Source organism: Listeria goaensis (assembly GCF_900186125.1).
In the GTDB taxonomy this organism is placed as follows: domain Bacteria; phylum Bacillota; class Bacilli; order Lactobacillales; family Listeriaceae; genus Listeria; species Listeria goaensis.
Genome location: NZ_FYBQ01000006.1, coordinates 1 through 26,948, shown reverse-complemented (window position 1 = coordinate 26,948; position 26,948 = coordinate 1). Strand labels below are relative to the sequence as shown.

Annotated in this window: 24 protein-coding genes; 19 read left to right on the top strand and 5 right to left on the bottom strand. The window is 41.2% G+C overall.

Annotation, left to right across the window (positions count from 1 at the left end):
• Positions 1 to 29 precede the first annotated feature (29 nt).
• Together CFT42_RS08425 and CFT42_RS08420 are read left to right on the top strand one after the other, a co-directional pair.
• Positions 30 to 2,228, top strand: coding sequence for a glycoside hydrolase family 3 N-terminal domain-containing protein (locus CFT42_RS08425; protein WP_088815974.1), 2,199 nt, complete (start codon positions 30 to 32; stop codon positions 2,226 to 2,228).
• Positions 2,229 to 2,231: 3 nt separating this feature from the next.
• On the top strand, positions 2,232 to 2,552 hold the full coding sequence (locus CFT42_RS08420) for a PTS sugar transporter subunit IIA (RefSeq protein WP_088810756.1): 321 nt from the start codon (positions 2,232 to 2,234) through the stop codon (positions 2,550 to 2,552).
• A gap of 101 nt (positions 2,553 to 2,653) precedes the next feature.
• On the opposite strand, the gene CFT42_RS08415 is transcribed toward CFT42_RS08420, so the two are convergent.
• The gene (locus CFT42_RS08415) at positions 2,654 to 2,986 is read right to left on the bottom strand and encodes a putative heavy metal-binding protein (protein ID WP_088810755.1); all 333 of its coding nucleotides are present in this window, start codon (positions 2,984 to 2,986) and stop codon (positions 2,654 to 2,656) included.
• Between the two features lie 102 nt (positions 2,987 to 3,088).
• Complete coding sequence (locus CFT42_RS08410) at positions 3,089 to 4,027, bottom strand: L-lactate dehydrogenase (RefSeq protein WP_088810754.1); 939 nt, start codon at positions 4,025 to 4,027, stop codon at positions 3,089 to 3,091.
• A 380-nt stretch (positions 4,028 to 4,407) separates the two neighbouring features.
• Here CFT42_RS08410 and CFT42_RS08405 point away from each other — a divergent pair, with 380 nt between their 5' ends.
• The 5 genes from CFT42_RS08405 (at position 4,408) to CFT42_RS08385 (ending at position 11,520) form a co-directional block, all read left to right on the top strand.
• The gene (locus tag CFT42_RS08405) at positions 4,408 to 5,034 is read left to right on the top strand and encodes a 50S ribosomal protein L25/general stress protein Ctc (RefSeq protein ID WP_088810753.1); all 627 of its coding nucleotides are present in this window, start codon (positions 4,408 to 4,410) and stop codon (positions 5,032 to 5,034) included.
• A 380-nt stretch (positions 5,035 to 5,414) separates the two neighbouring features.
• The gene (pth, locus tag CFT42_RS08400) at positions 5,415 to 5,969 is read left to right on the top strand and encodes an aminoacyl-tRNA hydrolase (RefSeq protein ID WP_088810752.1); all 555 of its coding nucleotides are present in this window, start codon (positions 5,415 to 5,417) and stop codon (positions 5,967 to 5,969) included.
• A gap of 110 nt (positions 5,970 to 6,079) precedes the next feature.
• On the top strand, positions 6,080 to 9,619 hold the full coding sequence (mfd, locus tag CFT42_RS08395) for a transcription-repair coupling factor (RefSeq protein WP_088815905.1): 3,540 nt from the start codon (positions 6,080 to 6,082) through the stop codon (positions 9,617 to 9,619).
• Between the two features lie 30 nt (positions 9,620 to 9,649).
• Positions 9,650 to 11,242: a putative polysaccharide biosynthesis protein gene (locus CFT42_RS08390; protein WP_088815904.1), complete on the top strand. Its 1,593-nt coding sequence runs from the start codon at positions 9,650 to 9,652 to the stop codon at positions 11,240 to 11,242.
• A gap of 14 nt (positions 11,243 to 11,256) precedes the next feature.
• On the top strand, positions 11,257 to 11,520 hold the full coding sequence (locus CFT42_RS08385) for an RNA-binding S4 domain-containing protein (protein ID WP_088810749.1): 264 nt from the start codon (positions 11,257 to 11,259) through the stop codon (positions 11,518 to 11,520).
• A 20-nt stretch (positions 11,521 to 11,540) separates the two neighbouring features.
• Here the strand turns inward: CFT42_RS08385 and CFT42_RS08380 are convergent, their stop codons facing one another.
• Both CFT42_RS08380 and CFT42_RS08375 read right to left on the bottom strand, forming a co-directional pair.
• Positions 11,541 to 12,113: an LptM family lipoprotein gene (locus CFT42_RS08380; RefSeq protein ID WP_088815903.1), complete on the bottom strand. Its 573-nt coding sequence runs from the start codon at positions 12,111 to 12,113 to the stop codon at positions 11,541 to 11,543.
• A 26-nt stretch (positions 12,114 to 12,139) separates the two neighbouring features.
• Positions 12,140 to 12,685: a hypothetical protein gene (locus CFT42_RS08375; RefSeq protein ID WP_088810747.1), complete on the bottom strand. Its 546-nt coding sequence runs from the start codon at positions 12,683 to 12,685 to the stop codon at positions 12,140 to 12,142.
• 222 nt (positions 12,686 to 12,907) lie between these two features.
• On the opposite strand from CFT42_RS08375, the gene CFT42_RS08370 reads away from it, so the two are divergent.
• The 7 genes from CFT42_RS08370 to cysK all read left to right on the top strand — a co-directional run bounded on the left by CFT42_RS08370 (position 12,908) and on the right by cysK (position 21,024).
• On the top strand, positions 12,908 to 13,300 hold the full coding sequence (locus CFT42_RS08370) for an FtsB family cell division protein (protein WP_088810746.1): 393 nt from the start codon (positions 12,908 to 12,910) through the stop codon (positions 13,298 to 13,300).
• Positions 13,301 to 13,384: 84 nt separating this feature from the next.
• Entirely contained in the window at positions 13,385 to 13,810 is a 426-nt protein-coding gene (locus tag CFT42_RS08365; protein ID WP_088810745.1) for a S1 domain-containing RNA-binding protein, read from the top strand.
• A gap of 79 nt (positions 13,811 to 13,889) precedes the next feature.
• Entirely contained in the window at positions 13,890 to 15,830 is a 1,941-nt protein-coding gene (hpt, locus tag CFT42_RS08360; RefSeq protein WP_088810838.1) for a hypoxanthine phosphoribosyltransferase, read from the top strand.
• Positions 15,831 to 16,135: 305 nt separating this feature from the next.
• The gene (gene ftsH / locus CFT42_RS08355; RefSeq protein ID WP_088815902.1) at positions 16,136 to 18,196 is read left to right on the top strand and encodes an ATP-dependent zinc metalloprotease FtsH; all 2,061 of its coding nucleotides are present in this window, start codon (positions 16,136 to 16,138) and stop codon (positions 18,194 to 18,196) included.
• Positions 18,197 to 18,260: 64 nt separating this feature from the next.
• Complete coding sequence (locus CFT42_RS08350) at positions 18,261 to 19,037, top strand: type III pantothenate kinase (protein WP_088810743.1); 777 nt, start codon at positions 18,261 to 18,263, stop codon at positions 19,035 to 19,037.
• A complete protein-coding gene (gene hslO / locus CFT42_RS08345) occupies positions 19,034 to 19,918 on the top strand; it encodes an Hsp33 family molecular chaperone HslO (RefSeq protein ID WP_088810742.1) in 885 nt (294 codons plus the stop codon). The genes CFT42_RS08350 and hslO overlap by 4 nt, the downstream gene beginning before the upstream one ends.
• A gap of 179 nt (positions 19,919 to 20,097) precedes the next feature.
• Entirely contained in the window at positions 20,098 to 21,024 is a 927-nt protein-coding gene (gene cysK, locus CFT42_RS08340) for a cysteine synthase A (RefSeq protein ID WP_088810741.1), read from the top strand.
• A 572-nt stretch (positions 21,025 to 21,596) separates the two neighbouring features.
• Here cysK and CFT42_RS14665 read toward each other — a convergent pair.
• Positions 21,597 to 21,695 carry a type I toxin-antitoxin system Fst family toxin gene (locus CFT42_RS14665; RefSeq protein WP_117590152.1) on the bottom strand — a complete coding sequence of 33 codons (99 nt, stop codon included), beginning with the start codon at positions 21,693 to 21,695 and terminating at the stop codon, positions 21,597 to 21,599.
• Between the two features lie 437 nt (positions 21,696 to 22,132).
• On the opposite strand from CFT42_RS14665, the gene folP reads away from it, so the two are divergent.
• From folP to lysS, 5 genes are all read left to right on the top strand, one after another.
• Positions 22,133 to 22,918, top strand: coding sequence for a dihydropteroate synthase (folP, locus tag CFT42_RS08335; RefSeq protein WP_088815973.1), 786 nt, complete (start codon positions 22,133 to 22,135; stop codon positions 22,916 to 22,918).
• A 4-nt stretch (positions 22,919 to 22,922) separates the two neighbouring features.
• On the top strand, positions 22,923 to 23,291 hold the full coding sequence (gene folB / locus CFT42_RS08330) for a dihydroneopterin aldolase (RefSeq protein ID WP_088810740.1): 369 nt from the start codon (positions 22,923 to 22,925) through the stop codon (positions 23,289 to 23,291).
• Positions 23,292 to 23,771 carry a 2-amino-4-hydroxy-6-hydroxymethyldihydropteridine diphosphokinase gene (folK, locus tag CFT42_RS08325; RefSeq protein ID WP_088810739.1) on the top strand — a complete coding sequence of 160 codons (480 nt, stop codon included), beginning with the start codon at positions 23,292 to 23,294 and terminating at the stop codon, positions 23,769 to 23,771.
• An 81-nt stretch (positions 23,772 to 23,852) separates the two neighbouring features.
• Positions 23,853 to 24,848 carry a tRNA dihydrouridine synthase DusB gene (dusB, locus tag CFT42_RS08320; RefSeq protein ID WP_088810738.1) on the top strand — a complete coding sequence of 332 codons (996 nt, stop codon included), beginning with the start codon at positions 23,853 to 23,855 and terminating at the stop codon, positions 24,846 to 24,848.
• A gap of 127 nt (positions 24,849 to 24,975) precedes the next feature.
• The gene (gene lysS / locus CFT42_RS08315) at positions 24,976 to 26,469 is read left to right on the top strand and encodes a lysine--tRNA ligase (RefSeq protein WP_088815901.1); all 1,494 of its coding nucleotides are present in this window, start codon (positions 24,976 to 24,978) and stop codon (positions 26,467 to 26,469) included.
• The last annotated feature ends 479 nt before the right edge of the window (positions 26,470 to 26,948 follow it).

The window sequence follows — 26,948 nt, the reverse complement described above, 5'->3', positions numbered from 1 at the left end:
CTGAACGAGTGGAAGAACTTTTGCAAAAAATGACATTACAAGAAAAATGCGGACAACTAAATCAGCGCTTATATGGCTGGGAAACTTTCGCTTGGAATGAAAACGCTGAACTTGAATTGACGGATAAGTTTAAAGACGAAGTTGAAAGATTTGGTGGCATAGGCGCGTTGTATGGCTTATTTCGGGCAGATCCGTGGTCGAAAATGGACGAATCAACGGGGATTCCCCGCGCACAGTCCGCGAAGGCCGCAAATTTACTTCAAAAATATGTAATGGAAAACACGCGTCTTGGTATTCCAATGCTTCTTTCAGAAGAAGTGCCACATGGGCACCAGGCGGTCGAAAGTGAGTCGTATCCGGTCAATCTCGCGAAAGGGGCTTCATTTAATAAGGGGCTTCAAAAACGGACGGCGAGAGCCGTGGGGGAGGAAATTGCCTCGAAAGGCGTCCATCTAGCTTTAGCCTCAGCGCTTGATGTTTTACGTGACCCGAGATGGGGGCGTTCGGAGGAGTGTTTTGGCGAGGATCCGTATTTGGCGGGTGAGATGACGGAGGCGCTTGTTTCGGGCATGCAGGAAAATCAGCGAATTGCTGTCGTGCTGAAACACTTTGCGGCGCAAGGTGAGCCGGTTGGCGGGCACAATTCGGGGCCGGTTTCAATTGGGGAGCGCGAACTTAGAGAGATATTTTTACCGCCGATGGTTGCTGGGAAAGCGGCAAAGGGCGTCATGGCAGCGTACAATGAAATCGACGGCATCCCTTGTCATGCGAACGAGGCGCTCTTGACGGATATTTTGCGAACGGAAATTGGGTTTTCGGGTGTCGTTATGGCAGATGGCTGCGCACTCGACCGACTTTTGATGCTTGGTGGCACTGAAGAGGCGGCCGCTAAAATGGCGCTTTCAGCCGGGGTGGATTTAAGTTTGTGGGACGAAGTTTACCCGCACATTGAATCGGCTTTTCAACATGGTCTTTTGGAAGAAAAAATAATCGACCGAGCTGTGCGGCGGGTTCTCACCCTGAAATTTGAACTTGGCCTGTTTGACAATCCTTACGTAGATGAGGCAGTTCCGGAAGTTGATTTTCGGGAGATAAATTTGGAGGCAGCCAGAGAAAGTGTTTGCTTGCTGGAAAACCGAAATCAAACGCTGCCTTTTTCAAAAAAAGTAAAAAATATTGCGGTCATCGGCCCGAACGCGGATGCGCTTTACAATCAGCTTGGCGATTATACGGCGCCGCAAAAAGCTGGGCGCGGTGTGACCGTTCTAGCTGGCATGCGGCAGGTGGCGCCTGATGATGTGGTGATTACGCATGAAAAAGGTGCTGAAATTCGCGAACGACTTCCAGAGAGTTTAAACCGCGCGCAAGAAGCTGCGGCGAATGCCGATCACATTGTGCTTGTGCTGGGCGGTTCAAGCGCGCGAAATTTCGATATGGAATTTCTGAAAAACGGCGCGGTTAGCTCAAAGGGGCCGAACATGGACGCTGGCGAAAACGTCGATGTGGCAAGCCTGGAACTCCCGGAATGTCAGATGGAGCTGTACCGAAAGATGCGCGAACTACACATTCCGCTCACCGTTGTTATCATTGCCGGTCGACCAAATGCAATCGCTGAAATCGCGGAAACTACAGACGCGCTACTCATGTCGTTTTATCCGGGCGCGCAAGGCGGCGTAGCAATCGCGGAAACGCTATTCGGACACAACAATCCGTCGGCAAAACTGCCTGTTAGCATTCCGCGCCAAACGGGGCAACTGCCCGTGTACTACAACCAAAAGGACGTCGTCTACCAAGAAAACTACTTTGACGAAAGCGGCGCCGCACTATACCCATTCGGCTACGGAAAAAGCTACAGCACGTTTGAATATCAGTCGTTAACCACTGAAACATCAATTCTTTCTGTAGAAAAACTTGAACAAGGCGAGACTTTTATTTTGAAAGTAGGCGTAGCAAACGTTTCAGCGCGCACTGGAAAAGAAGTCATCCAACTATACGTGCATGGCAGGACTGGTAGTATCACAAGGCGCAAACGCGAATTGAAAGCCTTTTGCAAAATGGAACTAAAAGCTAATGAACATCAAACGATGTGCTTTAAAATTGGAAAAAAAGAACTTGAAGTTTGGTCTAGTCAGAAAAAATACCAACTTGAACCCGGGAAAGTCGATATTTTCATTGGAAACGGCCGGGAAACTTTTTTAGAAACAGTGATAGAGATTGAGGAGGCTTAACTCATGGAAGGGATGGAATTAGCGTCGTTTGAAATTATTAGTTCAGTCGGCGCAGCTAGAAGTTGTATTATTGAAGCCATGCAGCTAGCGAGGCAGGGGAAGTTTAAAATCGCCTACGGGAAAATCGATGAGGCGAATCGCTATTTAAGTGATGGGCACAAGAAGCATGTTGAACTCATTCAAAAAGAATCTGAAGGCGACGAAGTGCCTGTTTCCATTCTTTTTATGCATGCAGAAGACCAATTTATGACCACATACTCATTGCGCGATGTTGCGTATGAAATGATTGCAATATGGGAAGAACTCAAATCAGAAAAAGTTTAAGCTATAGTTAGATTTTATTCTGTAAAAATAAAGAAGCATACATCTAGTGATAATGCCATCTTGGATAATGGTTTTCATTAGATGTATGCTTGTTTTTACGCTTAATAATCTTGAACTTCAATCACAACCGCAGTGCCAGATGCTGTGACCATCAGCATACCATTGTCAGCGCCGAGTACCTCATAATCGATGTCTACGCCGATAATCGCATTCGCTCCAAGTTGTTCAGCGCGGTTTTCCATTTCGCGAATCGCTTCTTCACGCGCCGCAATTAATTCGTCCTCATAGCCTTGCGAACGACCGCCGAAGAAATTCCGCAAACCAGCACCGATATCTTTGACGAAATTCACGCCTGTAATGACTTCACCGAATACAATTTTCTTATACTCGACGATTTTTTGCCCTTCAATATTTGGAGATGTTGTTGTAATCATATGTCAGCCTCCTTTATTTTTCTTTAGTGTACCTCGTTTTAAAAAGAAAATCAAAGAAGCTAGGAAAGTGATTCCTAGCTTCTTTACGTGGGTGTTGTTCAATTAAATTTCTTTCATTGCGTCACTTAAAACTTTTTTAAGTGTTTCAGCTGAGTTGCGCATTTGTTCTTTTTCTACGTCATTTAGTTTCATTTCAACAATGTGGCGCACGCCTTGGCGGTTAACGACCGCTGGAGCACCAATGTAGATATCGTTTAAGCCGTAGTGGCCATCTAAATAGACAGAAAGTGGCAAAATTGCGTTTTCGTTGTTTAAAATCGCTTTGGAAATACGTGCTAGAGCTGCTGCAATACCATAGAAAGTTGCGCCTTTTTTATTGATAATTTCATAGGCTGCATCACGCACGCTGATGAAAATCGTATCCATCGCACCTTGTTCATTTTCTGAAATCCATTCTGTGATAGGAAGTCCGCCGACAGTTGTGTGGCTCCACGCTGGGAACTCTGTGTCACCATGTTCGCCTAAAATGTACCCGTGTACATTACGCGCATCTACTTTTAAATAATCAGCAATAGACATACGGAAACGAGCAGTATCAAGACTTGTGCCAGAACCGATGACGCGTTCTTTAGGAAGTCCAGAGAATTTCCAAGTCGCATAAGTAAGGATATCAACTGGATTTGAGGCAATTAAGAAAATCCCGTCAAAGCCACTTGCCATAACTTCATCGACAATCCCTTTCATAATTTTTATATTACGATTAACAAGATCAAGACGTGTTTCGCCTGGTTTTTGAGCTGTACCAGCTGTGACAACTACTAAATCTGCATCGTGGCAATCGCTATAATTAGCGGAATAGATTTTTTTAGGTGCGGAAAAAGGAACAGCATGACTTAAATCGATAGCATCTCCGATAGTTCTGTCCTTATCGATATCGATAATACCGAATTCTTGGCCGATATTTAAATTTACACAAGCAAATGCGTAACTTGAACCAACAGCTCCATCACCGACTAAAATTATTTTTTGGTGGTCTTTCATAATTAAATTTCCTCCTTAGCAAACTTTTTACTAATACAGTATAACACTTTATTACACATTGTGAAACCCTGAACGTCCTTAATTTGGAAATTTGTACTAATAAATTTATGAAAACGCTGTAATACAGTTTGAAAGCTCTTCCATTCCAAATATTTCTATAATTAACGCAGTAATTTTTTGAGAAATACATCGGATTGCGCTAAAATTGAAGTATGATAACTAAATTTCACGCTAGTTTCTGTTTACCTTTTATGAAAGAAAATAAACCTTGTTTGCCGAAAAACTTGGTTTAAGGCGACTTTCTAATTGTTTTAACTTTTACTACTAGGGTAAAGATAGTTATTGTAGAATACAAAATGAATGAGTGGAGTGAATTTTTTATGGCAACTAATTTAGAAGTTCAAAAAAGAGATACGAAACAACATTCGCAAGTGACAGAAATCCGTGTGGCAGGTCGTATTCCAGGTATTATTTACGGTTATCAATCTGAGAATATTACGATTTCAGTTGATTCCCTTGAGTTAATTAAAACGATTCGAGAACATGGGCGTAATGCAGTATTCTCAGTAACTATTGATGGAAAAAAATTAAATGTTCTTTTACACGAATACCAAATAGATCCACTAAAAGACGAACTAATCCATGTCGATTTCTTAGCCGTGAACATGAGCGAAGAAGTTGAAGCAGATGTGCGTATTGATTTAGTAGGAGAATCTTCTGGGGTTAAAGAAGGCGGCGTCTTGCAACAAGTCCTTTATGAAGTGACGGTTGCCGCAACGCCAGATAAGCTTCCAGAAGCAATTGAAGTAGATATTACAAAATTAGCGATTGGTGACTCACTTGCAGTGGGTGATATTCCTAAAAATACCGATTTTGAAATTAAAACAGACGTGGAAGAAGCTGTAGTAACTGTTGCTGCACCACGTACCGAAGTTGAAACAACAGCCGGTGAAGAAGTTGCCGAACCAGAAGCAGCTCACGGGTCAGCAGAAGAGCCAGTTGAATAAATAAGAAAAAGCGCAAGGTTTTTGTTTTGAAAACCTTGCGCTTCATTTTTGTTTACGGAAATGAAGTAAGGGTTTAGAATGCAAACAGCGAATAAGTAATTTAAATGGGGTAAAGCTCATCAATAGAAGAAAGTATAGAATCACCAGATGAATTCTTGCTTAAAGGCTGCTCAACTTAATTGTTGAGTTTTTTTATTTTATAGAAGTTAATATCAGGCATTGCAATGTCTATCTGCCCTTTTTTAGTTAACTGATATTTACATTCTGTTATATGAAAAACTTTCAAAACTCTAAATCGCATGTTATAATTTAGGCAATAACTTTCTAGTGAAACCAGTTCATTTATGAAGTGGTTTTCGTGTGCATAGGAGAATAAATGGATGAAGATGATTGTTGGACTGGGAAATCCAGGAAAAAAATATGAACGAACAAGGCACAATGTTGGGTTCATGGTAGTTGATGAACTTAGCTATCGTTTTAGTGCGCCTTGGAAAAGTTCGAAATTTAATGGCATGGTGAGTCAGCTCGTAATAAACGGCGAGAAAGTGTTGCTCGTAAAACCGCTGACGTTTATGAATGTATCTGGTGAGTGTGTTCGTCCGCTTATGGATTATTATCAAATTGATATAGAAGATTTAATCGTTGTATATGATGATTTGGATTTGCCAGTTGGGAAAATCAGGCTGCGGCAAAAAGGCAGTGCAGGTGGACATAACGGGATGCGTTCGTTGATTCAACATTTAAAAACACAAGATTTTAACCGAATTCGTGTAGGGATTGACCGACCGCCAAAAGGTGAAATCATTCATTACGTGCTCGGGGATTTTCAAAAAATAGAACAACCAGATATAATTGCGGCCATAAAAAAAAGCGCAGATGCCATTGAAGATGCGACTAAAATGTCGTTTCTAGATGTAATGAATCGCTATAACTAAGCGTGCTGAGCTAGTAAAAGTCTAGCTTATGCGTGCTTAGTTGCTCGTGTTGGGAAGAAGGAATTTTCTGACAAATAAGCAATTGAAGATGGGAAGAGGAGAGGTTGACTTTGAAAGGTTTAAAACAATTAATTTTTGAACAAAAAGAAATCCGCCAAATCATTAGTGCGGTTAACGATAAAAAAGAATCACAACTCGTAACAGGATTATCGGGTTCATCGCGCGCACTTTTTGCGAGCGTACTCGAAGGAGCGACACAAAAACAAACGTTGCTCGTCACACATAATTTGTATCACGCGCAAAAATTGTACGATGATTTGCTCACATTAATCGACTTTGACCGCCTATTTTTATACCCGGCAGACGAACTCATTTCCTCCGAACTAAGCGTATCAAGCCCCGAACTTCGCGGTCAGCGCGTAGAAGCACTCGACTTTCTTCTTTCGGAAAAACCGGGAATTTTAGTTGTCCCTGTAGCAGGGCTTCGAAAAATACTTCCGCCCGTTTCGTTATGGAAAAAATACAACCTGCAAATTGTTCAAGGTGAGGAAATTGATCCCGAACAGTTAAAAGAAAGCCTCGTGACAATGGGCTATACAATGAGTGGTATGGTCAATACGCCCGGAGAATTCAGCATTCGCGGTGGCATTATCGATGTCTATCCAATCACAGAAGAATTCCCCGTGCGCATTGAACTTTTTGATACAGAAATTGATTCGCTTCGCTATTTCGATGTTGAAACGCAGCGTTCGCATCAGAAACTTGCTGAATTTCGCATCTTGCCCGCAACGGAAATTTTGCTTGAGCAAGCTTATTTCCCAGATATTGTGACGCGCCTTGAAAAAGGTCTTGCTGCAACGTTAAAAAACATGAAAAACGAAGAAGACAAGCAAGGCTTAATGGAAAATATCGAAACGGATTTGGAACTGCTTCGTTCGGGAATAAAGCCGGATATGTTCTTTAAATATATTGGACTAGCCTACCCAGATCCCGCCTCGCTCCTTGACTATGCCGCACAAGATATGCTTTTCGTTTTAGACGAGTATGGACGCATTCAAGAAACCGACGAACGTTTAGAAAAAGAAGAAGCAGAATGGCATACGGAAACGCTCAGCCGGCTAGAAACCGTGCGCGATGTCAAATTGGGCCACCATTTTAAAGAGCTTATGGAAAGCGTGCGGACGCCGAAAATTTATTTGACGTTATTCCAAAAAGCACATAGCGCCATGCGCGTTTCGCAAACAACCAATTTAGTTTATAAACAAATGCAACAATTTCACGGACAAATGTCTGTTTTAAAAACGGAATTAGATAGCTGGCACAAAAATAATTATGCGGTCGTCATTTTGGCGCCTTCCATAGAACGGGCAACTAAAATGCAACAGACTTTGGCAGATTATGACATGGAAAGTGTCATTTTAACGCGCGAAGAAGATGTGCCAAAATACGGCGCTGTCCAATTTGTCATCGGTACCTTCCAAAACGGCTTTGAATTACCGCTTGCAAAAGTGGTCATCATTAGCGAAACAGAACTTTTTAATAAAAAGACAAAAAAAGTTAAAAAACGCCAGAAACTTTCAAATGCTGAACGAATTCAAAGTTATTCGGAACTTAAAGTTGGTGATTATGTCGTTCACGTCAACCACGGTATCGCACGCTATGTCGGCATGGAAACCCTTGAAATTAGCGGTGTTCATAAGGATTATTTGCTACTGGTTTACCAAGGTGAAGACAAATTATTTATCCCTGTGGAACAGCTCGATTTAGTCCAAAAATATGTAGGGGCTGAGGGGAAAGCACCGAAATTAAATAAGCTTGGCGGTTCAGAGTGGAAGCGCGTCAAAACAAAAGTGAAGGCGTCTGTGCAAGATATTGCGGATGATTTGATTAAGCTTTACGCAGAACGTGAGGCGGAGAAAGGCTTTGCGTTTAGTCCGGATAGCGATATGCAGCGCGAATTTGAGGATTCATTTCCGTATCAACCAACTGAAGACCAAATTCGTTCGATTCGGGAAATTAAGCATGACATGGAACGCATTCGCCCGATGGACCGGCTTCTCGTTGGAGATGTTGGTTACGGGAAAACGGAAGTTGCGCTTCGTGCGGCGTTTAAGGCGGTCATGGACGGCAAGCAAGTCGCATTTTTAGTACCGACGACCATTTTGGCGCAGCAACATTTTGAAACGATGAAAGAACGCTTCCAAGGTTTTCCAATTAATATTGGGCTATTAAGCCGTTTTAGAACGCGGAAACAACAAAACGAAACAATTTCCGGTTTGGCGTCTGGAACGGTGGACATTGTCGTCGGGACGCATCGCCTTCTTTCGAAAGACGTAAAATATCGCGACCTCGGCTTCCTAATTGTCGACGAGGAACAACGCTTTGGTGTGACGCACAAGGAAAAAATCAAACAAATCCGGTCTAAAATTGATGTTTTAACCTTGACGGCGACGCCGATTCCGCGGACGTTACACATGTCCATGCTCGGCGTGCGTGATTTGTCTGTCATTGAAACGCCACCGGCAAATAGATTTCCTGTGCAAACGTATGTTACAGAACAAAATAACGTTTTAGTTCGCGAGGCAATTGAGCGGGAACTAGCACGTGAGGGACAAGTGTATTATTTATATAATCGAGTCGAATCGATTTTGCAAAAAGCAGATGAAATTTCCATGCTCGTTCCAGATGCACGTGTGGCTGTAGCGCACGGTCAAATGACAGAATCCGAGTTAGAATCGGTCATCTTAAGCTTCCTTGAAGGGGAGTATGACGTGTTAGTGACGACGACGATTATTGAAACGGGCGTGGATATTCCAAACGTGAATACGCTGTTTGTTCAAAACGCCGATCATATGGGGCTCTCGCAGCTCTACCAATTACGTGGTCGGGTTGGGCGTTGGAACCGCATCGCCTATGCTTACTTTATGTATCAAAAGGATAAAATTCTACGTGAGGAAGCTGAAAAACGACTTCAAGCGATTAAGGAATTTACTGAACTAGGCTCTGGATTTAAAATTGCGATGCGCGATTTGTCTATCCGCGGCGCGGGTAATATACTAGGAGCGCAGCAACATGGCTTTATTGATTCAGTCGGATTTGACCTTTATTCGCAAATGCTTAAAGAAGCGATTGAAGCGCGCCGGCCGAAGGAAGAACAAGAACCCGTTGCACCAGTTGAAATCGACATTCAAGTTGATGCTTACATTCCAGAATATTATATTACGGACAGCAGACAGAAAATCGAAATGTATAAACGCTTCCGAAATGTCCTAGATGTGGAAGAACTTGAATCGCTGAAAAGCGATATGATGGATCGTTTTGGGGAATATCCAGAAGAAGTGGAGTACTTATTTACGGTGACAGAACTTCGTGTGCATGCGCTTCTTGTTGGTGTAGAGCTAATCAAGGAAGAAGCGAAAAAAATCACGATTCTCTTCTCGGAAAAAGGAACGGGAAATATTCGCGGCGACAAAGTGATGGAAGTGATTTCGGAATACGGGAGAAATGTTGGTGTTGGCATGGAAGGGACTTGCCTAAAACTCACGATGAATGTGCAAAACAAGAGTTTGCAGGAATGGCTGTATGCGGTGAAAGCCATCATCGAAAACTTGAAAACCGCTTTAAAAGAGCCGAGTGAGGTTGAAAACTAAAGGGGAAATGTAGCAGAAAGGCGGCATAGTATGTCAGAACGCTCGATTAAAAACTTAATGCGCGGCGCAATGTGGCTCACAATTGCCTCGCTAATTTCCAAAATTCTAAGCGCCATTTATCGTGTACCGTTCCAAAACATGGTCGGCGATGTCGGTTTTTATATTTTTCAACAAGTTTATCCGTTTTACGGGATTGCGATGACTTTTGCGCTAGGCGGCTTCCCAGTTGTCATTTCGAAAATGATGGCCGAAGCTGAAGGAAACACGAGGCGCCAACAAATTATTTTGCAATCCATTTACCGGACACTCCGAGTAGTGAGCATCTTACTGTTTCTATTTCTATTTGCCTTCGCGTACAGCATCGCAAATATGATGGGCGACTTGCAACTTGCACCGCTCATTCAAACCGTAAGTTTTGTTTTCCTGCTCACACCGCAACTCGCTTTTTTGCGCGGCTATTTCCAAGGCCAAGATGACATGATACCAACCGCCGTTTCACAAACCATCGAACAGCTCATTCGCGTCGGCATCATCATCGTCGGCGCATGGCTCGCAGTCAAAAGCGGCCAAAGCCTCTACACAGCAGGCAGTATGGCCATGAGCGGCGCCTTTTTCGGCGGACTTGCTGCCGTCTTAATATTAAGGCATTTTCATAAGAAAAGACTTTCCGAAGGTGGCTTAAAAGTTTGGGGAAGCTTCCCGAGCAAAACTGAAAAGCGAGGAATTGCTAAGGCGTTTCTCATTCAAAGTCTAGCCATTTGTACAGTTAGCGCCATGCTAATTATTTTCCAACTGCTCGATTCCTTTCAAGTCTATCGCCTAATGATTGAAGGTGGCATTCCAGATTTAGTAGCTAAATCGCTTAAAGGGGTATACGATAGAGGGCAGCCCATTTTACAGCTCGGTCTAGTCCTTTCAACCGGCCTTGCGCTTGCGCTTGTACCAATGATCACCGCGGCACGAGTGAGCGGCGAACGCAAAAAATTGGAACGCTCCGTGCTTCTCGGCATGAAACTCACACTCATTTTATCCGCCGCAGAAACAGTCGGACTTATCGTCATCATGCGCCCGCTAAACCAGATGCTCTTTGAAACGAGCGACGGCACGCTAGTCTTGCAGCTTTTTATGCCCGCCGTCTTTTTGAGCTCGCTTATCATTATGACAAGCAGCATTTTGCAAGGCTTCGGCAAGATTTCCGTTCCCGCAGTGGCCGTTTTAATTGGGGCAATAACAAAATGTGCAGCGAACGCATTTCTTGTCCCCCGTTACGCCACGCTCGGCGCGTCTTTAGCCACGTGTAGCGGTCTCTTTGTTATTTTAGTGGTTTGTTATTTTGCACTAAAGCAGAATGCCGACGTGCCATTTTTCGAACGGCAGACCATCTTCAATTTATGCGGCGCCCTTCTTGTGATGTGTGTGTTCCCAGTGTTGTGGGAGTGGCTTGCGCCCGCCGTAACAAGAACAGGCAGCGCCGTACAAGCAGTCCTAAGTGTAGCACTTGGCGGCGGCGTATTTTTAATCTTCGCGCTCCGCTACAAACTGCTCACTGCTCGTGATTTCACATACCTACCATTTGGCGCCAGATTATTATGGCTCAGTCAAAAGGTAGTAAAAAATAAATAAAGAGGTGTAAAAAAATGCGTTTAGATAAATTTTTAAAAGTTTCTAGATTAATAAAACGCCGTACAGTTGCAAAAGAAGTAGCTGAAAAAGGGCGAATTGCAATTAACGGAGTTGTTGCCAAACCAGGTACAAATGTAAAAGTAGGTGACGAGCTTGTTATTCGCTTTGGTCCAAAAACGGTGACAGCGAAAATCGACCGTTTAGAAGAAAATGCCAGAAAAGAAGCAGCTGCAGAAATGTATACGATTATAAGCGAAACGCGAAATGATGCTGAATAAAAAAAGCCCAAACCAAGTCGTTAATTGGTTTGGGCTTCTTTTTGTTTTGTAAAAGATGAGCGGACGTTTGTTATTGAAGAAAAGTCTTCATCTTCTTGCTCATATATAAGTGTATCGTCTAATAATTTGAACGTCGCTGAAATGTTTTCTTTTGTAAACTCGATATAATATTTATCATTTTTTTCGGTTTCTGTTATTTGACTTATATTTTTATTTTTTTTAAGACTATTTAAATGAGTAGGGATGCTCCCTCTATCGGAAGCGGTTTTATATGAATAGATTTTAAGTACTTTTACTTCGCCTGTTAACTCATATCCCTCTTTATCTTGGCGAGGTTTCGTCTGATACTTCGTGATAGTTGTTTCAACCATATTCTTAACCGTATGCTTCACTTCCCCGTTGGAAGAAATTTCGATATGTGTTTTGACATGGCTACCTTTCGCATCATAAGTCATAGGCTCCTCGTCGTCAAGAGTTACGGTCGATTCTTCAATATTCCAAGTCCCTACATACTGTTTGTCGATTTTGCTCCCACAACCACTGAGAAGTGCAAGGATTAAAATAAATAGAGTGCTAAAAATAAATTTTTTCATATAGTAATTCTCCTAAGTTAGTAAAGTTATTTTGTGAAAATGGAGGTACTTTTTGCATTTCCGTAATTTTTATTGAATTGAGTTTGGACAAGGGTCTTGTTTTTAAATTTTAAATTAATTCGGATGCCCGTAGAAAATTTTTGGGTATATTCGATACGGTACTCGCCATTTTTTTCTTTCCCCGAAACATCGCTAAGCTCTTCTGATGATTTCAAATCGGCAAGTGTACTTTTCGCAAATTCTTTATCTAAATCCGTTTTGTAAGGTAGGGTAATACTTTTTTTATAATCGCCCGTTAACCGATATTTTCCTTTTTCGTCCACAGGCTCAAGCTTATAGTCAGCTGTTGATTTGACATCACCATTGATGGTTTTTTCTTCGACTTTACCATTAGCGGAAATTTTTATATGGCCAACGGGTGTAATACTTCCTTTCCTTTCTTTACCATCGATAAGCAGAGTGAAATTTTTTAGCGACCACTTGCCAGCGTGTGCATCATCAACTACGTTACCGCAACCTCCGAGTAAAGTTAAAGGTAAAACAATTAACAAGCTAAAAATCATTTTTTTCATGTTGTATACTCCTTTTTATGTTTTGACAATTATCGTTTTAGTTTAACATAAAAAATTAACCAATGGGAAAAGAATTTTAAGCCTACGTAGTCATTGTTTTTTCAACGGTTTTTATTTTTGTAAAAAAATAGTCGATTTCACGGATACCAATAGACAAACAGAAAAAAAATTGTTATTATTTTAGATAGGAGAATCTTTTTACTTGACTAGGAGGTGCGATAGATGAAGAATGAAAAAAATGTGACGCGTATGCAGAATCGCTATATTAAAGACACGCAAACGTTGAAGAAAATTAAAAATCGTCGTCGCGTTGCCTTAGCTAGAAGGCTTACAGGCCTTGTAGTTGTTTTAGTCATTGTTTTCGGTGCGTTATTTTTCACTTATACAAAACAAGCATTATTGTTACAAGAGAAAAAAACTGAAAAAGTAAAAACAGAGCAAAAGCTCGCTGATTCAAAAAAGGAAGAAAAAGCTTTGAAGAGTCAAATCAATAAATTGCATGATGATGATTATATTGCGAAACTAGCTAGAAGCGAGTATTATCTTTCGAAGGAAGGCGAGATTATTTTTAATACGCCAACTGGAGATGATGAGAAAAAAACATCGTCAAATTAGTAGAGCAAACTATTTTGACATGGCTTTAAATAACGTTATAATAAATGTTGTAAAGAGTGATTTTTAAGGAGGAAGCTTTTTTTTATGTCGATCGAAGTAGGCAACAAGTTGCAAGGGAAAGTTACTGGGATTACTAATTTTGGAGCGTTTGTGGAGCTTGAAGGTGGCAAAACAGGTCTGGTCCATATTAGTGAGGTTGCAGATAATTATGTGAAAGATATTAATGATATTTTGACTGTTGGGGATGAAGTTACCGTTAAAATTATGAATGTTTCTGATGACGGGAAAATTGGTCTTTCAATTCGTAAAGCTGTAGATCGTCCAGAGCGTCCAGAACGCAATTACGATAAGAAGCCTAAATTCAATAAGAAGCCGGTAAGAAGTGCGAAGCCAGCGGAGAATTTTGAAGATATCATGGCTCAATTTTTAAAAGATAGTGAAGATCGTCTATCGACAATTAAACGTCAAACAGAATCAAAACGTGGTGGTCGTGGCGCTCGTCGCGGCTAAACCGATTATAGAAATAAATTAGGATGGGTGAAGCCCATCCTTGTTTTCTCATATAAAGATGGAAGAAAGGTCTTTTTTCATGGATGATTTTTTAAGACGTGTTGAAAATGAAATAGTGAAATATGACCTAATCCGGCCAAATGAAAAGTTGCTTGTCGCAGTTTCAGGTGGTCCGGATTCTTTGGCGTTGCTGCATTTCCTAATGAATCGCCAAGGCGCAAACAATCTAGTTGTTCTCCACGTGAATCATTTGCTTCGCGCTGAGTCAGACGAGGAAGCGGATTTCGTTCGCAGCTTTGCGGAGAGGCACAATCTTGCTTTTATCCAAAAGAAAGTAGACGTTCAGAGCTTGGCGGTTTCTGAAAAAAGAGGGATTGAAGAGACGGCGCGTCTTGTGAGGTATCGTTTTTTTGAGGAGTCGATGCTGGAGTCGGGGATTCAGAAAATTGCGCTTGCGCACCATGCTGATGATCAAATTGAAACGATTTTGATGCGTCTTGTTCGCGGAAGTTCAGGTACGGGGCTTTCTGGAATCCGTCCTATGCGTATGCTGGGTGAAGGTCATGTTATTCGTCCGTTTCTTTCCGTTTCGAAAAAAGATATTTTAGCCTATACGTCGGAACATAAGCTTCCATTTGTTGTCGATGCATCTAATGAAATGGATAATTTTACGCGGAATCGTTTTAGAAAACATATTGTTCCGCTACTTGAAAAGGAAAACGTTGGCATTGCTGAGCATTTTAAAAATTTTTCGGATGAAACGTGGGAGGATTTTCACTTTTTAGATGAAATGGCACTGTCCGAATTTGAGAAAATTGCTGTAAAAGAAGAGGGCTTTGTTAAAATAGAGCGAAATGCAGTAGAAAATATGGCGAATCCTTTACAACGGCGCATAATTCATTTACTATTAAAATATCTGTATAATAATGATATTCAAGATATTTCAAAGCGTCATATAGAAGCAATTTATGGTGTTATTCATGGAAATAATCCTTCTGCCACACTCAATTTGCCAAAAAACGTCATCTTTAGGCGTACATATGACCAACTAGAAGCATTTTTCTATAAAGAAGAGGTAAAGAAGGAATTTTATTATCAGATAGCTCCGAATGATCGGATTGAAATGTTAGACGGTTCTGTTTTTAAAATGCGACAAAAAAGCTCTGTCGTTCAAACAGCAGGCCTAAATGGCATTATTATAGATGCTGAGGCCGTTTCCTTACCCCTTGTTATTCGTAATCGCCTTCCGGGTGACAGAATGACACTCAAAGGGACTGGCGGGACGAAAAAATTAAAAGACATTTTTATCGATGCTAAAATCCCTAAATTCTTACGAGATACGATTCCTGTTGTAACAGATGATAATGGGAAAGTTTTGTGGGTGCCAGGTGTTAAGGAATCCTGTTATGTTGTAAAACCAAGTCGCGAAAAAAAGCAATTTATTATGAGGTATAGCAAGAATTTAGGAGGAAAGAAAAGCATGCATAACGATATTCAAAAGGTGCTAATTAGTGAAGAGGAAATTCAAAAGAAGATTCGTGAGCTTGGTGTTGAGTTAACGACAGAATATGAGGGACGTAATCCGCTAGTTATTGGCGTGTTAAAAGGTGCAACGCCGTTTATGACAGATTTAATTAAACGAGTCGACACCTACTTAGAAATGGATTTCATGGACGTTTCAAGTTACGGAAATGGCATGGTTTCGTCTGGTGAAGTCAAAATCATTAAAGATTTAAATACATCTGTTGAAGGACGAGATGTTTTAATTGTAGAAGATATTATTGATAGCGGACGTACACTTAGTTATTTAGTAGACTTGATTAAGTATCGAAAAGCAAAATCGGTGAAGCTCGTAACGTTACTCGATAAACCAGAAGGCCGAAATGTTGATATTGATGCCGACTATGTTGGGTTTATTGTCCCAAATGAATTTGTCGTTGGGTACGGACTTGATTTTGCTGAAAGATATCGTAACTTACCGTATATTGGTGTTTTAAAACCGGAAATTTATTCGGAGTGATAAAATTTCACTTTTGCCACGCTTTTTTGCTAAAATGTAAAGTATAAGTAAAAAGGTTGATAAAGTAAGTAGAAATTTTGCGAAACATGCAAATTAGTAGGCAACACGCCAGCGTTATGCTATTATTAATCTTAGTTTTTTAGCTCATAATACCTATTGGGGAATGACTTTACTAATAAATGAATCTTCGTGAGAGAAATTGAATTTCGGATGTGTTTTTTCGGAAAAATAGGGAAAAGTTTGTTGTTTCCTTGAAGCCAATTTTAAAAGTATAATCCAGGCTCTTACGTGGGAGGAGGTACGGAATGAACAGATTTTTTAGAAATGCAATATTTTATGTCATAATATTCCTAGTCATCATTGGAATTGTAGCTTCCTTTAACAATAATAAAGAGGCAGCCAAGGATATTAGTTATTCAGAGTTTATGACGAAACTGGAGGACGGGGATGTAAAATCATTTACTATCCAACCTGATCGCAGTGTTTATACAATTGAAGGTGAATTTAAATCTTCAGATAAATCATCAGAGGATGATAAGAAAGTATTAGGCCAAAATAAAAGTGATACGGCCTTCACAACTTATGCGCTTAGTAGTGATACGCTATTAACGGATATGCAAAAAGAAGCAGATAGCAATAAAACTAAATGGGAAGTTGTCCCAGCTAAACAAAATAATGGATGGGTTACCTTCCTTTCTTCCATTATTCCGTTCCTAATTATCATTATCCTGTTCTTCTTCTTAATGAGCCAGTCACAAGGTGGTGGCGGTGGTAAAGTGATGAGCTTTGGTAAGAGCAAAGCAAAACTTTACAATGACGATAAGAAGAAAGTGCGATTTACAGATGTTGCAGGAGCAGATGAGGAGAAACAAGAACTTGTTGAAGTGGTTGAGTTCTTGAAAGATCCGCGTAAATTTGCTGATTTAGGTGCACGTATTCCAAAAGGTGTGCTTTTAGTCGGACCACCGGGAACAGGTAAAACGTTACTTGCCCGTGCTGTAGCAGGAGAAGCGGGTGTGCCATTCTTCTCAATCAGTGGTTCTGACTTTGTAGAAATGTTTGTTGGTGTCGGTGCGAGCCGTGTTCGTGATTTGTTCGAAAATGCGAAGAAAAATGCGCCATGTATTATCTTTATCGATGAAATTGATGCTGTAGGTCGTCAGCGTGGTGCTGGCATGGGCGGTGGTCACGATGAACGTGAACAAACGCTTAACCAATTGCTCGTTGAAATGGATGGTTTCGGTGGTAATGAAGGTATTATCATTATCGCAGCAACGAACCGTGCAGATGTACTTGACCCAGCCCTTCTTCGTCCAGGCCGTTTTGACCGTCAAATTATGGTTGACCGCCCAGACGTAAAAGGCCGTGAAGCAGTATTACGCGTACACGCTAGAAACAAACCTTTAGCCAAAAGTGTTGATTTAAAAGCGATTGCGCAACGTACGCCTGGTTTCTCCGGGGCAGACCTAGAAAACTTACTAAATGAAGCGGCATTAGTTGCTGCTCGTGCTGATAAAAAGCAAATTGATATGAGTGATTTAGACGAAGCGAGCGACCGCGTTATTGCTGGTCCTGCTAAGAAAAATCGCGTTATTTCTAAAAAAGAACGCCGCACAGTTGCTTACCACGAAAGTGGACATACAGTTGTTGGTATGGTGCTTGATGAAGCCGAAACAGTTCATAAAGTAACCATTGTTCCACGTGGACAAGCCGGCGGTTACGCTGTCATGCTTCCGAAAGAAGACCGCTTCTTAATGACGAAAGCAGAACTTCTTGACCGAATTACGGGCTTGCTTGGTGGACGTGTTGCTGAAGAAATTACGTTCGGTGAAGTTACAACAGGCGCAAGTAATGACTTTGAACGCGCAACAGAAATTGCACGCCGCATGGTAACAGAATGGGGTATGAGTGATAAAATTGGACCGCTTCAATTCACATCAGGAAACGGTCAAGTGTTCATGGGTCGCGACTTCGGGAGCGATAAAGGATTCTCTGATAAGATTGCTTATGAAATTGACACAGAAGTTCAAAGCCTTATTCGCTACTGTTACGACCGCGCCAAAAATATTCTTTTAGAACATAAAGAGCAACATGTTCTAATCGCGGAAACACTTCTTGAAGTGGAAACGCTAGATGCTCGCCAAATTCGTTCGCTATTTGATGACGGTGTAATGCCTCCAGATGCGGATACATTAACGGTTGAAGAATATCCTTCCGAAAAAGATGATGAAGAACCAAAATCTTTTGATGAAGAAAAAGCGGAATTGAAGCACGAAGAAGCAACTGAAGAGAAAACGCAAGAAACGACATCAGAAGAAGCTGAAAGTGCAGAAGAAAAACCACAAGATAAAAAAGACAACGAATAATAATAGAAAGGACTAAGCATACGTGCTTAGTCCTTTCTTAGAACAAAAACGAGGTGTGAAAGCAATGATTTTAGTCATCGACGTAGGAAATACAAATTGCACGTTTGGGGTTTATGACGGTGAGGAGTTGAAGCGGACTTTTCGGATTGCGACAGATAAGGCGAGGACGGCAGATGAATTAGGGATGCTCGTATTAAGCTTTTTAAACCATGAAAAAATATTACCAGAACAAGTGACGGACGTTGTGATTTGTTCGGTAGTGCCACCCGTTATGCATGCTGTTCAAACGATGAGCACACGCTATTTTCAAGTTGAACCGCTCGTTGTCGGGCCAGGGATTAAAACGGGTTTGAATTTAAAAGTGGAAAATCCGCGGGAACTGGGCGCCGACAGAATTGTGAATGCGGTCGCGGCTCTTGAAGAATACAAAAGCCCGATTATTATTGTTGATTTTGGCACAGCCACAACATTTTGCTACATTGACGAAAAAGGCACCTATCAAGGCGGAGCAATTGCACCAGGCATCATGACGGCGACGGAAGCACTTTACAATCACGCCGCAAAACTACCTCGGGTGGATATAAAAGCTTCGCAAAACGTAATTGGCAAGACGACAGTGACCTCTATGCAGGCCGGCATTTTTTATGGCTTCATCGGCCAATGTGAAGGGATTATTTCGGTGATGAAAAAAGAAGCCGGAACAAACCCAATTGTTGTCGCGACTGGTGGTTTGGCGCGTCTGATTACTGAGAAATCGACACTTGTCGATGTGGTGGATCCCTTTTTAACCTTAAAAGGATTGTACGTATTATATAAGCGAAATAAAGGAGAAAAGAAATGAACGATTATTTAGTGAAAGCTTTAGCATATGATGGTCGCGTGCGAATTTATGCAGCGATTACAACAGAAACAGTTAGCGAAGGGCAAAGGCGCCATGATACGTGGCCGGTAGCTTCCGCTGCGCTTGGCCGTACGATGACAGCGACGCTCTTTTTAGGTGCGATGCAAAAAGAAAATCAGAAAATCACAGCAAAAATTGAAGGAAATGGCCCAATCGGCGCAATTATTGCGGATAGTAATACGCAAGGTGGGGTCCGCGGTTACGTCACTAATCCGCACGTCAATTTTGCGGATTTAAATGAAGCCGGGAAACTAGATGTGCGCCGCGGCGTTGGGACAGAAGGAACGCTTTCTATTGTAAAAGACTTAGGTTTTGGCGAAAATTTTACTGGCCAAATTCCAATTGTATCAGGGGAAATTGCTGAGGACTTCACGTATTATTTGGCAAACTCCGAACAAATCAACTCATCTGTAGGTGTAGGCGTCCTTGTTAATCCTGATACGACAATCAAAGCGGCCGGCGGTTTTATGCTGCAACTTCTGCCAGGTGCTGATGACGCGCTAATTACCGAAATCGAAAAGAATTTGGCGAAATGCCCAACTGTTTCGCGCATGATTGATAGCGGGGAAACGCCAGAAAGTATCATCGCGCTTCTTGCGGGTGGTGCTGAAAAAGTAAAAATTTTAGAAACGATTCCTGTCCGTTTTGAATGCAACTGTTCAAAAGAGCGCTTTAAAACAGCGATTATTTCATTAGGCAAAGACGAAATTCGTGCAATGATTGATGAAGAACACGGGGCGGAAACGGAATGCCATTTTTGCCGAAACCATTACCATTTTTCGGAAGAAGAGTTGGAAAGTTTATATGAAGAAGCGAAATAAAAAATCATCCGCGTTATGCGGATGATTTTTTATTTAATCACTCGTCGCCACCATTCTTACCATAAAAATACATTAGAAAGCTGTTTCAAACGATAAAGATTCCCAATCGATTTTTAAAATTGACAAAACAACTCGGAATTAGGTAAAGTAAAAGAAAAGCTATTTGGAGGAGTGTTGAAATGAAAATTGCGAATTCAATTACAGAATTAATTGGAAATACCCCTATTGTAAAGTTAAATCGCTTACCGGAAAAAGGTAGTGCGGACGTTTATGTGAAGTTAGAATTTCAAAATCCAGGTGGGAGCGTGAAAGATCGCATTGCAAATGCTATGATTGAAGCAGCTGAAAAAGAAGGTGTCTTGAAGCCTGGTGATACAATCATTGAGCCGACAAGTGGAAACACAGGAATTGGTCTTGCGATGGTAGCAGCTGCAAAAGGGTACCATGCAATTTTCGTTATGCCAGATACAATGAGCCTTGAAAGACGTAAACTTCTTCAAGCATACGGTGCAGAACTTGTGCTCACAAAAGGTGCAGACGGTATGAAAGGGGCCATTCAAAAAGCAGATGAACTTGCTAAAGAACATGGTTATTTTATCCCGCAACAATTTCACAACCCTGCAAACCCACAGGTTCATGAAAAAACGACTGGTCCAGAGATTGTCGAAGCTTTCGGTAAAGATGGGCTTGACGCGTTCATTTCCGGCGTAGGAACTGGTGGTACTGTTACTGGTGCAGGACACGTGTTACGAAAAAATTATCCGGATATTAAAATCTATGCTTTAGAACCAGAAGAATCGCCTGTATTAAGTGGTGGTGCTCCTTCGCCGCATAAAATCCAAGGCATTGGGGCTGGATTTGTTCCAGATACACTGGATACAAAAGTATATGATGGTGTCCTTAAAGTGGCTAGTGAAGATGCTCTAGTTACCGCGCGTGAAGTTGCGAAAAAAGAAGGGATTTTAGTTGGGATTTCTTCTGGAGCGACAATTAAAGCTGCTTTAGACCTTGCTAAGGAGCTTGGCGAAGGAAAAAAAGTGCTTGCAGTTGTGGCGAGCAACGGTGAACGCTATTTAAGCACTGCGTTATATAATTTTGATGAGTAATAGATAATAGAAGGAGATGAGTGTCGTCACTCATCTCTTTTTATGTATAGAAATAAAATTCTAATCTTTTTCTAATCTTCTACACAGTAGAAACACTTTTTTTGCGCGTATGATGCATTTATAAGCTAACAACAAACAAAACATTTTCATTTCTTTCCCTTTTTAGAATGAAAATCCAAAACTCCCTTTTGGACCAATGCGGTTTACTCCCTTTTTTCCGCATTGGTTTTTGTTTGCGTAAAATGAAAAAAAGAAAATGAAACTCTTAACAAACTTTCATTTTCCTCACAGAAGATTTTAGGGAAATCTGTTTATTATATAGTTATAAGCTAACAACAAACAAAACATTTTCATTTTCCCCTTTTAAATGAAAATCCCAAAACTCCCTTTTTTAGCCAGTGTGGTTACTCCCTTTTCCACACTGGTTTTTTATGTCTAAAAGAAAACGTATATTCGCAAAGATTTTGAAATCTGTTAAAATATAGTTGTATAAGAATTGTCATTGTGACACCCAAATACCCTAACTGGTCAGAGCTAGGGTATTTTTTATGGGTTCAGAAGTTTGTTGTCGTCTAAATTCCATTACGCCGACCTTCTAATATGTGTTTGAAAAGCGTAATTACGCAACCAACTACAATCGGCGCAATTAAACTGGTATATAGAATTGCCATGTGTGCACCTGCCCTCTAACGAAATTCGTCAAAGGTAGACGATCATTTTATTATACCTTTTCATTCAAGAGGTGGCTATAGAATCATTGATAAAGCTAGATTTGGCGAAGTTTTACTATCTTTATGAAATAAAAAATAGAATGAGAAGAAAAAAATTGATTTCTTAATGAACTTTCATTTTTCTCACAGTAGATTTTAGGGAAATCTGTTTATTATATAGTCATAAGCTAACAACAACAAAACATTTTCATTTCTCCCCTTTAAATGAAAATCCCAAAACTCCCTTTTTGACCAACGTGGTTTACTCCCTTTTCCACGTTGGTTTTTTATGTGCTTTAAAACAAAAGAGGCTGATATGAGCTATTTTGATGCTATAATAATGAAGAGAGGTGAGGCTATTGGTTAAAAAATGGGAAAAGTCACAAACCAGTCTAGTGATGGGGATTTTAAATATTACACCAGATTCATTTTCAGATGGTGGCGCATATATGGTCGTGCAGGAAGCTGTTTTACATGCTGAAAAGATGGTGCGAGATGGTGCTAGTATTATTGATGTTGGTGGTGTTTCCACTCGCCCGGGACATTCGGAGGTTTCGATTCATGAGGAAACAAACCGTGTTATTCCTGTTATTAAAGCTCTACGCAAGGCGCTGCCAAATATATATTTATCCATTGATACATGGCGCAGTGAGGTGGCGGAAGCAGCAGTGCTCGCTGGTGCCGATCTGTTAAATGATCAATGGGGCGCGAAAAAAGATTCTAAAATGGCGGCAATTGCTGCTAAATATGATATTCCGATTTGTTTGATGCATAACCGAATGGACCGGGATTATGAAAATTTTATGGAAGAAGTGAAGGCTGACCTAGAAGAAAGTGTTGCAATTTGTCGGCGGGCTGGCGTTAAAGATGAACATATTATTTTAGATCCGGGATTTGGATTTGCAAAATCGGTTGAGCAAAATTTGGAAGTCCTACGCCGCATTGACGAAATTGTCGCGCTAGGCTTTGAAGTTTTACTTGGAACGAGCCGTAAGTCAACAATCGGTCAAGTTTTAAACCTAGAAACAAACGATCGTATTGAAGGCACGGGAGCAACCGTCGTGTACGGTCTGGCGAAAGGCTGTCGTATTGTTCGTGTTCACGATGTGCTTGAAATAGCAAGAATGGTTAGAATGACAGATGCTATTATGGGACATATTGCTTTAAAAAACGAAAAAGGGTGAGAAAATGGATAAAATCTACTTAAATGAACTAAATTTCTATGGTTATCATGGTGTTTTGCCGCAAGAAAACCAGTTGGGGCAAGTTTTTCAAGTGTCTCTGGTGCTTCATTTATCGACGAAAGAAGCAGGGCGGACGGATAGCGTTGAGGATACGGTAAGTTATGCGGACGTTTACGAAACGGTGAAGGAAATTACTGAGGCGCGAGAGTTCAAATTGATTGAAGCACTTGCGGAAACAATTGCTACGGAAGTTTTGCGAGATTATGCAAAGCTTGAAGCCGTCACAGTGAAAGTCATTAAACCGAATCCGCCAATTCCGGGCCATTATCATTCTGTTGCGGTTGAAATTTATCGTGAGCGGAGTGTGGACTAAATGGCGCAAGCATTTTTATCTCTCGGTTCTAACATTGGTGAAAAGTTGGAAAATCTCACGCAAGCGGTTAAATTGCTGGCAGAAAATCCGAACATCACTGTTGAAAAAGTTTCCAGTGTTTACCAAACGGAGCCAGTTGGTTATGAGGATCAGGATATATTTTTTAACATTGCCGTTCAAATCGAGACAAGCCTCGCGCCAGAAGCGCTTCTCGATACATGTTTAAATGTTGAAAAGGAACTCGGTCGCGTGCGCTTGTTTAAATGGGGACCGCGGCTCATCGATGTAGATGTTTTGCTCTATGATGACATTCAAATCGATACCGAAAAACTCAAAATTCCACACCCTTTTATGCAGGAAAGAGCCTTTGTGATGTTGCCTCTTTCAGAAATTGCGGAGGAAGTCGCCAAAACTTACTTAGTTGAAAAATTAATCGAAAATCAAGGGATAAAACGGACAAATTTTCATCTAAAGTGGTAAAAAAAGCACTTGCGAAACTTTTAAACTGTGTTAACATAACACTAGCGTATGAAAAAGGAAAGAGGAAGGGGCTTTAAAAGCATGTTTCAAATTGGTGATGTGGAGATTAAAAACCGTGTAGTCGTTGCTCCGATGGCCGGAATATCAAACTCCGCTTTTAGACTTACAGTGAAAGAATTTGGTGCTGGCCTAGTGTGCTGCGAAATGATTAGCGGCAAAGGCATTGAGTACCGCAACCAAAAAACGATTGATATGCTCTATATAGATGAAAAAGAAAAGCCGTTAAGCTTACAAATTTTTGGCGGTGAGAAGGAAACGCTTGTGGAAGCTGCGAAATTTGTTGCAGAAAATACGACGGCGGACATTATCGACATTAACATGGGCTGTCCAGTTAATAAAATTATTAAATGTGAAGCGGGCGCCAAATGGTTGCTTGACCCGAACAAAGTGCACGATATGGTAAAAGCAGTCGTGGCGGCAATTGACAAGCCAGTTACCGTGAAAATGCGTATTGGCTGGGATGATGAGCATGTTTTTGCTGTAGAAAATGCCTTGGCTGCTGAAAGCGCTGGTGCCGCAGCAATTGCGATGCACGGGCGGACGCGTGTACAAATGTACGAAGGTGTCGCAAATTGGGATATCTTGCGCGATGTAAAAAAGGCTATCAAAATTCCGTTTATGGGAAACGGCGATGTGAAAACGCCAGAAGATGCCAAACGAATGCTTGAAGAAACGGGTGCTGACGGTGTCATGATTGGTCGTGCTGCACTTGGGAACCCGTGGATGATTTATCGTACGGTGAAATATTTGGAGACGGGCGAACTTATGCCAGAACCAGAACCGCGCGAAAAAATTGAAACGGCCTTGCTCCACTTAGACCGCTTAATCGCACTTAAAGGTGAAAATATTGCGGTTCGTGAGTTTCGTCAACATGCCGCTTACTATTTAAAAGGCGCGCGTGGGAGCACTCGAGCAAAAGTTGCGGTGAATCAAGCGACTGAAAAGGCAGAAATGGAAAAAATTCTACTTGATTTCGTTAATCAATATGAAGAGAAAAACCTGATTAAACCGTCTTAAATTCACTTTTAAAAGTTGGCACGCAAATTTGTGTCAACTTTTTCTATAATTAGGGTGGAAAAATAGTATATAAAAAGCGTATAATGAAATCATCTGTTTATAATGAAAAGAATAGGAGTGTCATGATATGACTCACGAAAACCACGAAGAATTAAATGATCAGTTAATCGTTCGCCGTGAAAAAGTTGATACTTTGCGGAATATCGGTGTAGATCCCTTTGGTGAAAAATTTGTCCGTTCCATTAGCCCGGAAGAAATGGAAGTAAAATACAAGGACAAATCAAAGGAAGACTTAGAAGAAGCAAATATCGAAGTTTCTGTCGCGGGACGAATCATGACAAAACGCGTAAAAGGGAAGGTTGGCTTCACGCACATTCAGGATCGTTTCCACCAAGTTCAAATATACATCCGCAAAGATAATATCGGTGAGGAAAAATACGATGTCTTTAAACTAGCGGATCTAGGCGATATCATTGGCATTAAAGGAACTGTTTTCCGCACAAACACTGGGGAACTTTCGGTTAAAGCAACGGATTTTATGATGCTGACAAAAGCGCTTCGCCCGCTTCCAGATAAATACCACGGCTTAAAAGATGTGGAGCAAAGATACCGTCAACGTTATTTAGATCTCATTACCAACGAAGAAAGCCAAAAGCGTTTTGTTATGCGTAGCAAAATCTTAAAATATACACGCGACTATTTAGATGATAACGGTTATTTAGAAGTCGAGACGCCGGTGTTGCACACTGTTGCCGGCGGAGCAGCCGCAAAACCATTTACAACGCACCACAACGCGCTTGACATGGACTTGTATTTGCGTATCGCACTAGAACTCCATTTAAAACGCCTTATCGTAGGAGGTATGGACAAAGTCTACGAAATCGGCCGAGTTTTCCGCAACGAAGGAATTTCAACTCGCCATAACCCAGAATTCACAATGCTTGAATCCTATGCTGCATATGAGGATTTTGAAGATGTGATGGACTTAGTCGAAGGGCTCGTATCCTACGTAGCGGAAAAAACTACAGGTGGAACAACGGTAACTTACGGCGAACACGAAGTAAAACTAGCACCAGGCTGGACGCGAATCCACATGGCAGACGCTGTCAAAGAATATGCAGGTGTTGATTTATGGAATGTCACAACTGAAGAAGCTCGCGAACTTGCGAAAAAACACAATGTCGAAATCACAGAACACATGACATATGGCCATATTCTAAACGAATTTTTCGAGACTTTCGTCGAAGAAAAGCTCATTCAACCAACATTCGTATACGGACACCCAGTTGAAATCTCTCCTCTGGCTAAAATGAGTAAAACTGACAGTCGTTTCACCGACCGTTTTGAACTCTTCATTGTTGGACGCGAACACGCAAATGCCTTTTCGGAGCTAAACGACCCAATTGACCAACGCTCCCGTTTTGAATCCCAACTAATCGAACGCGAACAAGGAAATGACGAAGCACACGAAATGGACGAGGACTTCCTAGTAGCGCTTGAACAAGGCTTGCCCCCAACCGGCGGCTTAGGGATAGGCATGGACCGTTTGATTATGCTGCTTACAAATGCGCCATCAATTAGAGATGTATTGCTGTTCCCTACGATGAAACATAGAGACTAATAAAAAGCGTGTAGCATTTATAAATTGCTACACGCTTTTTTAAAAGTTAAACGGAGGATAATTTTCTGTAAAAAAACAATTTTTCCTAAGAGAAAAAACTTTTGTAAATATGCTTGCAAAGCCTTTTGAAACATGGTATATTTATAAACGTTCCAGCCAAATGTGTGGAGGTTGAAAAAGTTTTTTAGAAATAAAAAAAGTATTGACTTTACATACTGACTGGTGTAAGATATAAGAGTTGCTGAAAGAAGCAATGTGACCTTTGAAAACTGAACAAAACGAAGATGAAAAAGCGATGAAACAGATGTTTCACCAATCAATTCATAGGACAGGAAACAAAAAGATGTTTCCAAAAAAAGTAAGAAACAAGCTAGCAAAGTCAATTTGTGACGCTAAGGAAACTTATTCACGGTGTTGAATAAGTATTCAAATTCGATTTATTTTAAAGAGAGTTTGATCCTGGCTCAGGACGAACGCTG

Coding starts and splice junctions, on each gene's coding strand:
- CFT42_RS08425 (WP_088815974.1), top strand. CDS start 30: ATGACATTACAAGAAAAATGCGGACAACTAAATCAGCGCTTATATGGC.
- pth (WP_088810752.1), top strand. CDS start 5,415: ATGAAGATGATTGTTGGACTGGGAAATCCAGGAAAAAAATATGAACGA.
- hpt (WP_088810838.1), top strand. CDS start 13,890: ATGGATGATTTTTTAAGACGTGTTGAAAATGAAATAGTGAAATATGAC.
- CFT42_RS14665 (WP_117590152.1), bottom strand. CDS start 21,695: ATGGCAATTCTATATACCAGTTTAATTGCGCCGATTGTAGTTGGTTGC.
- CFT42_RS08370 (WP_088810746.1), top strand. CDS start 12,908: ATGAAGAATGAAAAAAATGTGACGCGTATGCAGAATCGCTATATTAAA.
- CFT42_RS08420 (WP_088810756.1), top strand. CDS start 2,232: ATGGAAGGGATGGAATTAGCGTCGTTTGAAATTATTAGTTCAGTCGGC.
- CFT42_RS08415 (WP_088810755.1), bottom strand. CDS start 2,986: ATGATTACAACAACATCTCCAAATATTGAAGGGCAAAAAATCGTCGAG.
- hslO (WP_088810742.1), top strand. CDS start 19,034: ATGAACGATTATTTAGTGAAAGCTTTAGCATATGATGGTCGCGTGCGA.
- CFT42_RS08405 (WP_088810753.1), top strand. CDS start 4,408: ATGGCAACTAATTTAGAAGTTCAAAAAAGAGATACGAAACAACATTCG.
- folK (WP_088810739.1), top strand. CDS start 23,292: ATGGCGCAAGCATTTTTATCTCTCGGTTCTAACATTGGTGAAAAGTTG.
- CFT42_RS08385 (WP_088810749.1), top strand. CDS start 11,257: ATGCGTTTAGATAAATTTTTAAAAGTTTCTAGATTAATAAAACGCCGT.
- CFT42_RS08380 (WP_088815903.1), bottom strand. CDS start 12,113: ATGAAAAAATTTATTTTTAGCACTCTATTTATTTTAATCCTTGCACTT.
- folP (WP_088815973.1), top strand. CDS start 22,133: ATGGGGATTTTAAATATTACACCAGATTCATTTTCAGATGGTGGCGCA.
- CFT42_RS08350 (WP_088810743.1), top strand. CDS start 18,261: ATGATTTTAGTCATCGACGTAGGAAATACAAATTGCACGTTTGGGGTT.
- CFT42_RS08390 (WP_088815904.1), top strand. CDS start 9,650: ATGTCAGAACGCTCGATTAAAAACTTAATGCGCGGCGCAATGTGGCTC.
- CFT42_RS08365 (WP_088810745.1), top strand. CDS start 13,385: ATGTCGATCGAAGTAGGCAACAAGTTGCAAGGGAAAGTTACTGGGATT.
- lysS (WP_088815901.1), top strand. CDS start 24,976: ATGACTCACGAAAACCACGAAGAATTAAATGATCAGTTAATCGTTCGC.
- folB (WP_088810740.1), top strand. CDS start 22,923: ATGGATAAAATCTACTTAAATGAACTAAATTTCTATGGTTATCATGGT.
- cysK (WP_088810741.1), top strand. CDS start 20,098: ATGAAAATTGCGAATTCAATTACAGAATTAATTGGAAATACCCCTATT.
- dusB (WP_088810738.1), top strand. CDS start 23,853: ATGTTTCAAATTGGTGATGTGGAGATTAAAAACCGTGTAGTCGTTGCT.
- ftsH (WP_088815902.1), top strand. CDS start 16,136: ATGAACAGATTTTTTAGAAATGCAATATTTTATGTCATAATATTCCTA.
- CFT42_RS08410 (WP_088810754.1), bottom strand. CDS start 4,027: ATGAAAGACCACCAAAAAATAATTTTAGTCGGTGATGGAGCTGTTGGT.
- CFT42_RS08375 (WP_088810747.1), bottom strand. CDS start 12,685: ATGAAAAAAATGATTTTTAGCTTGTTAATTGTTTTACCTTTAACTTTA.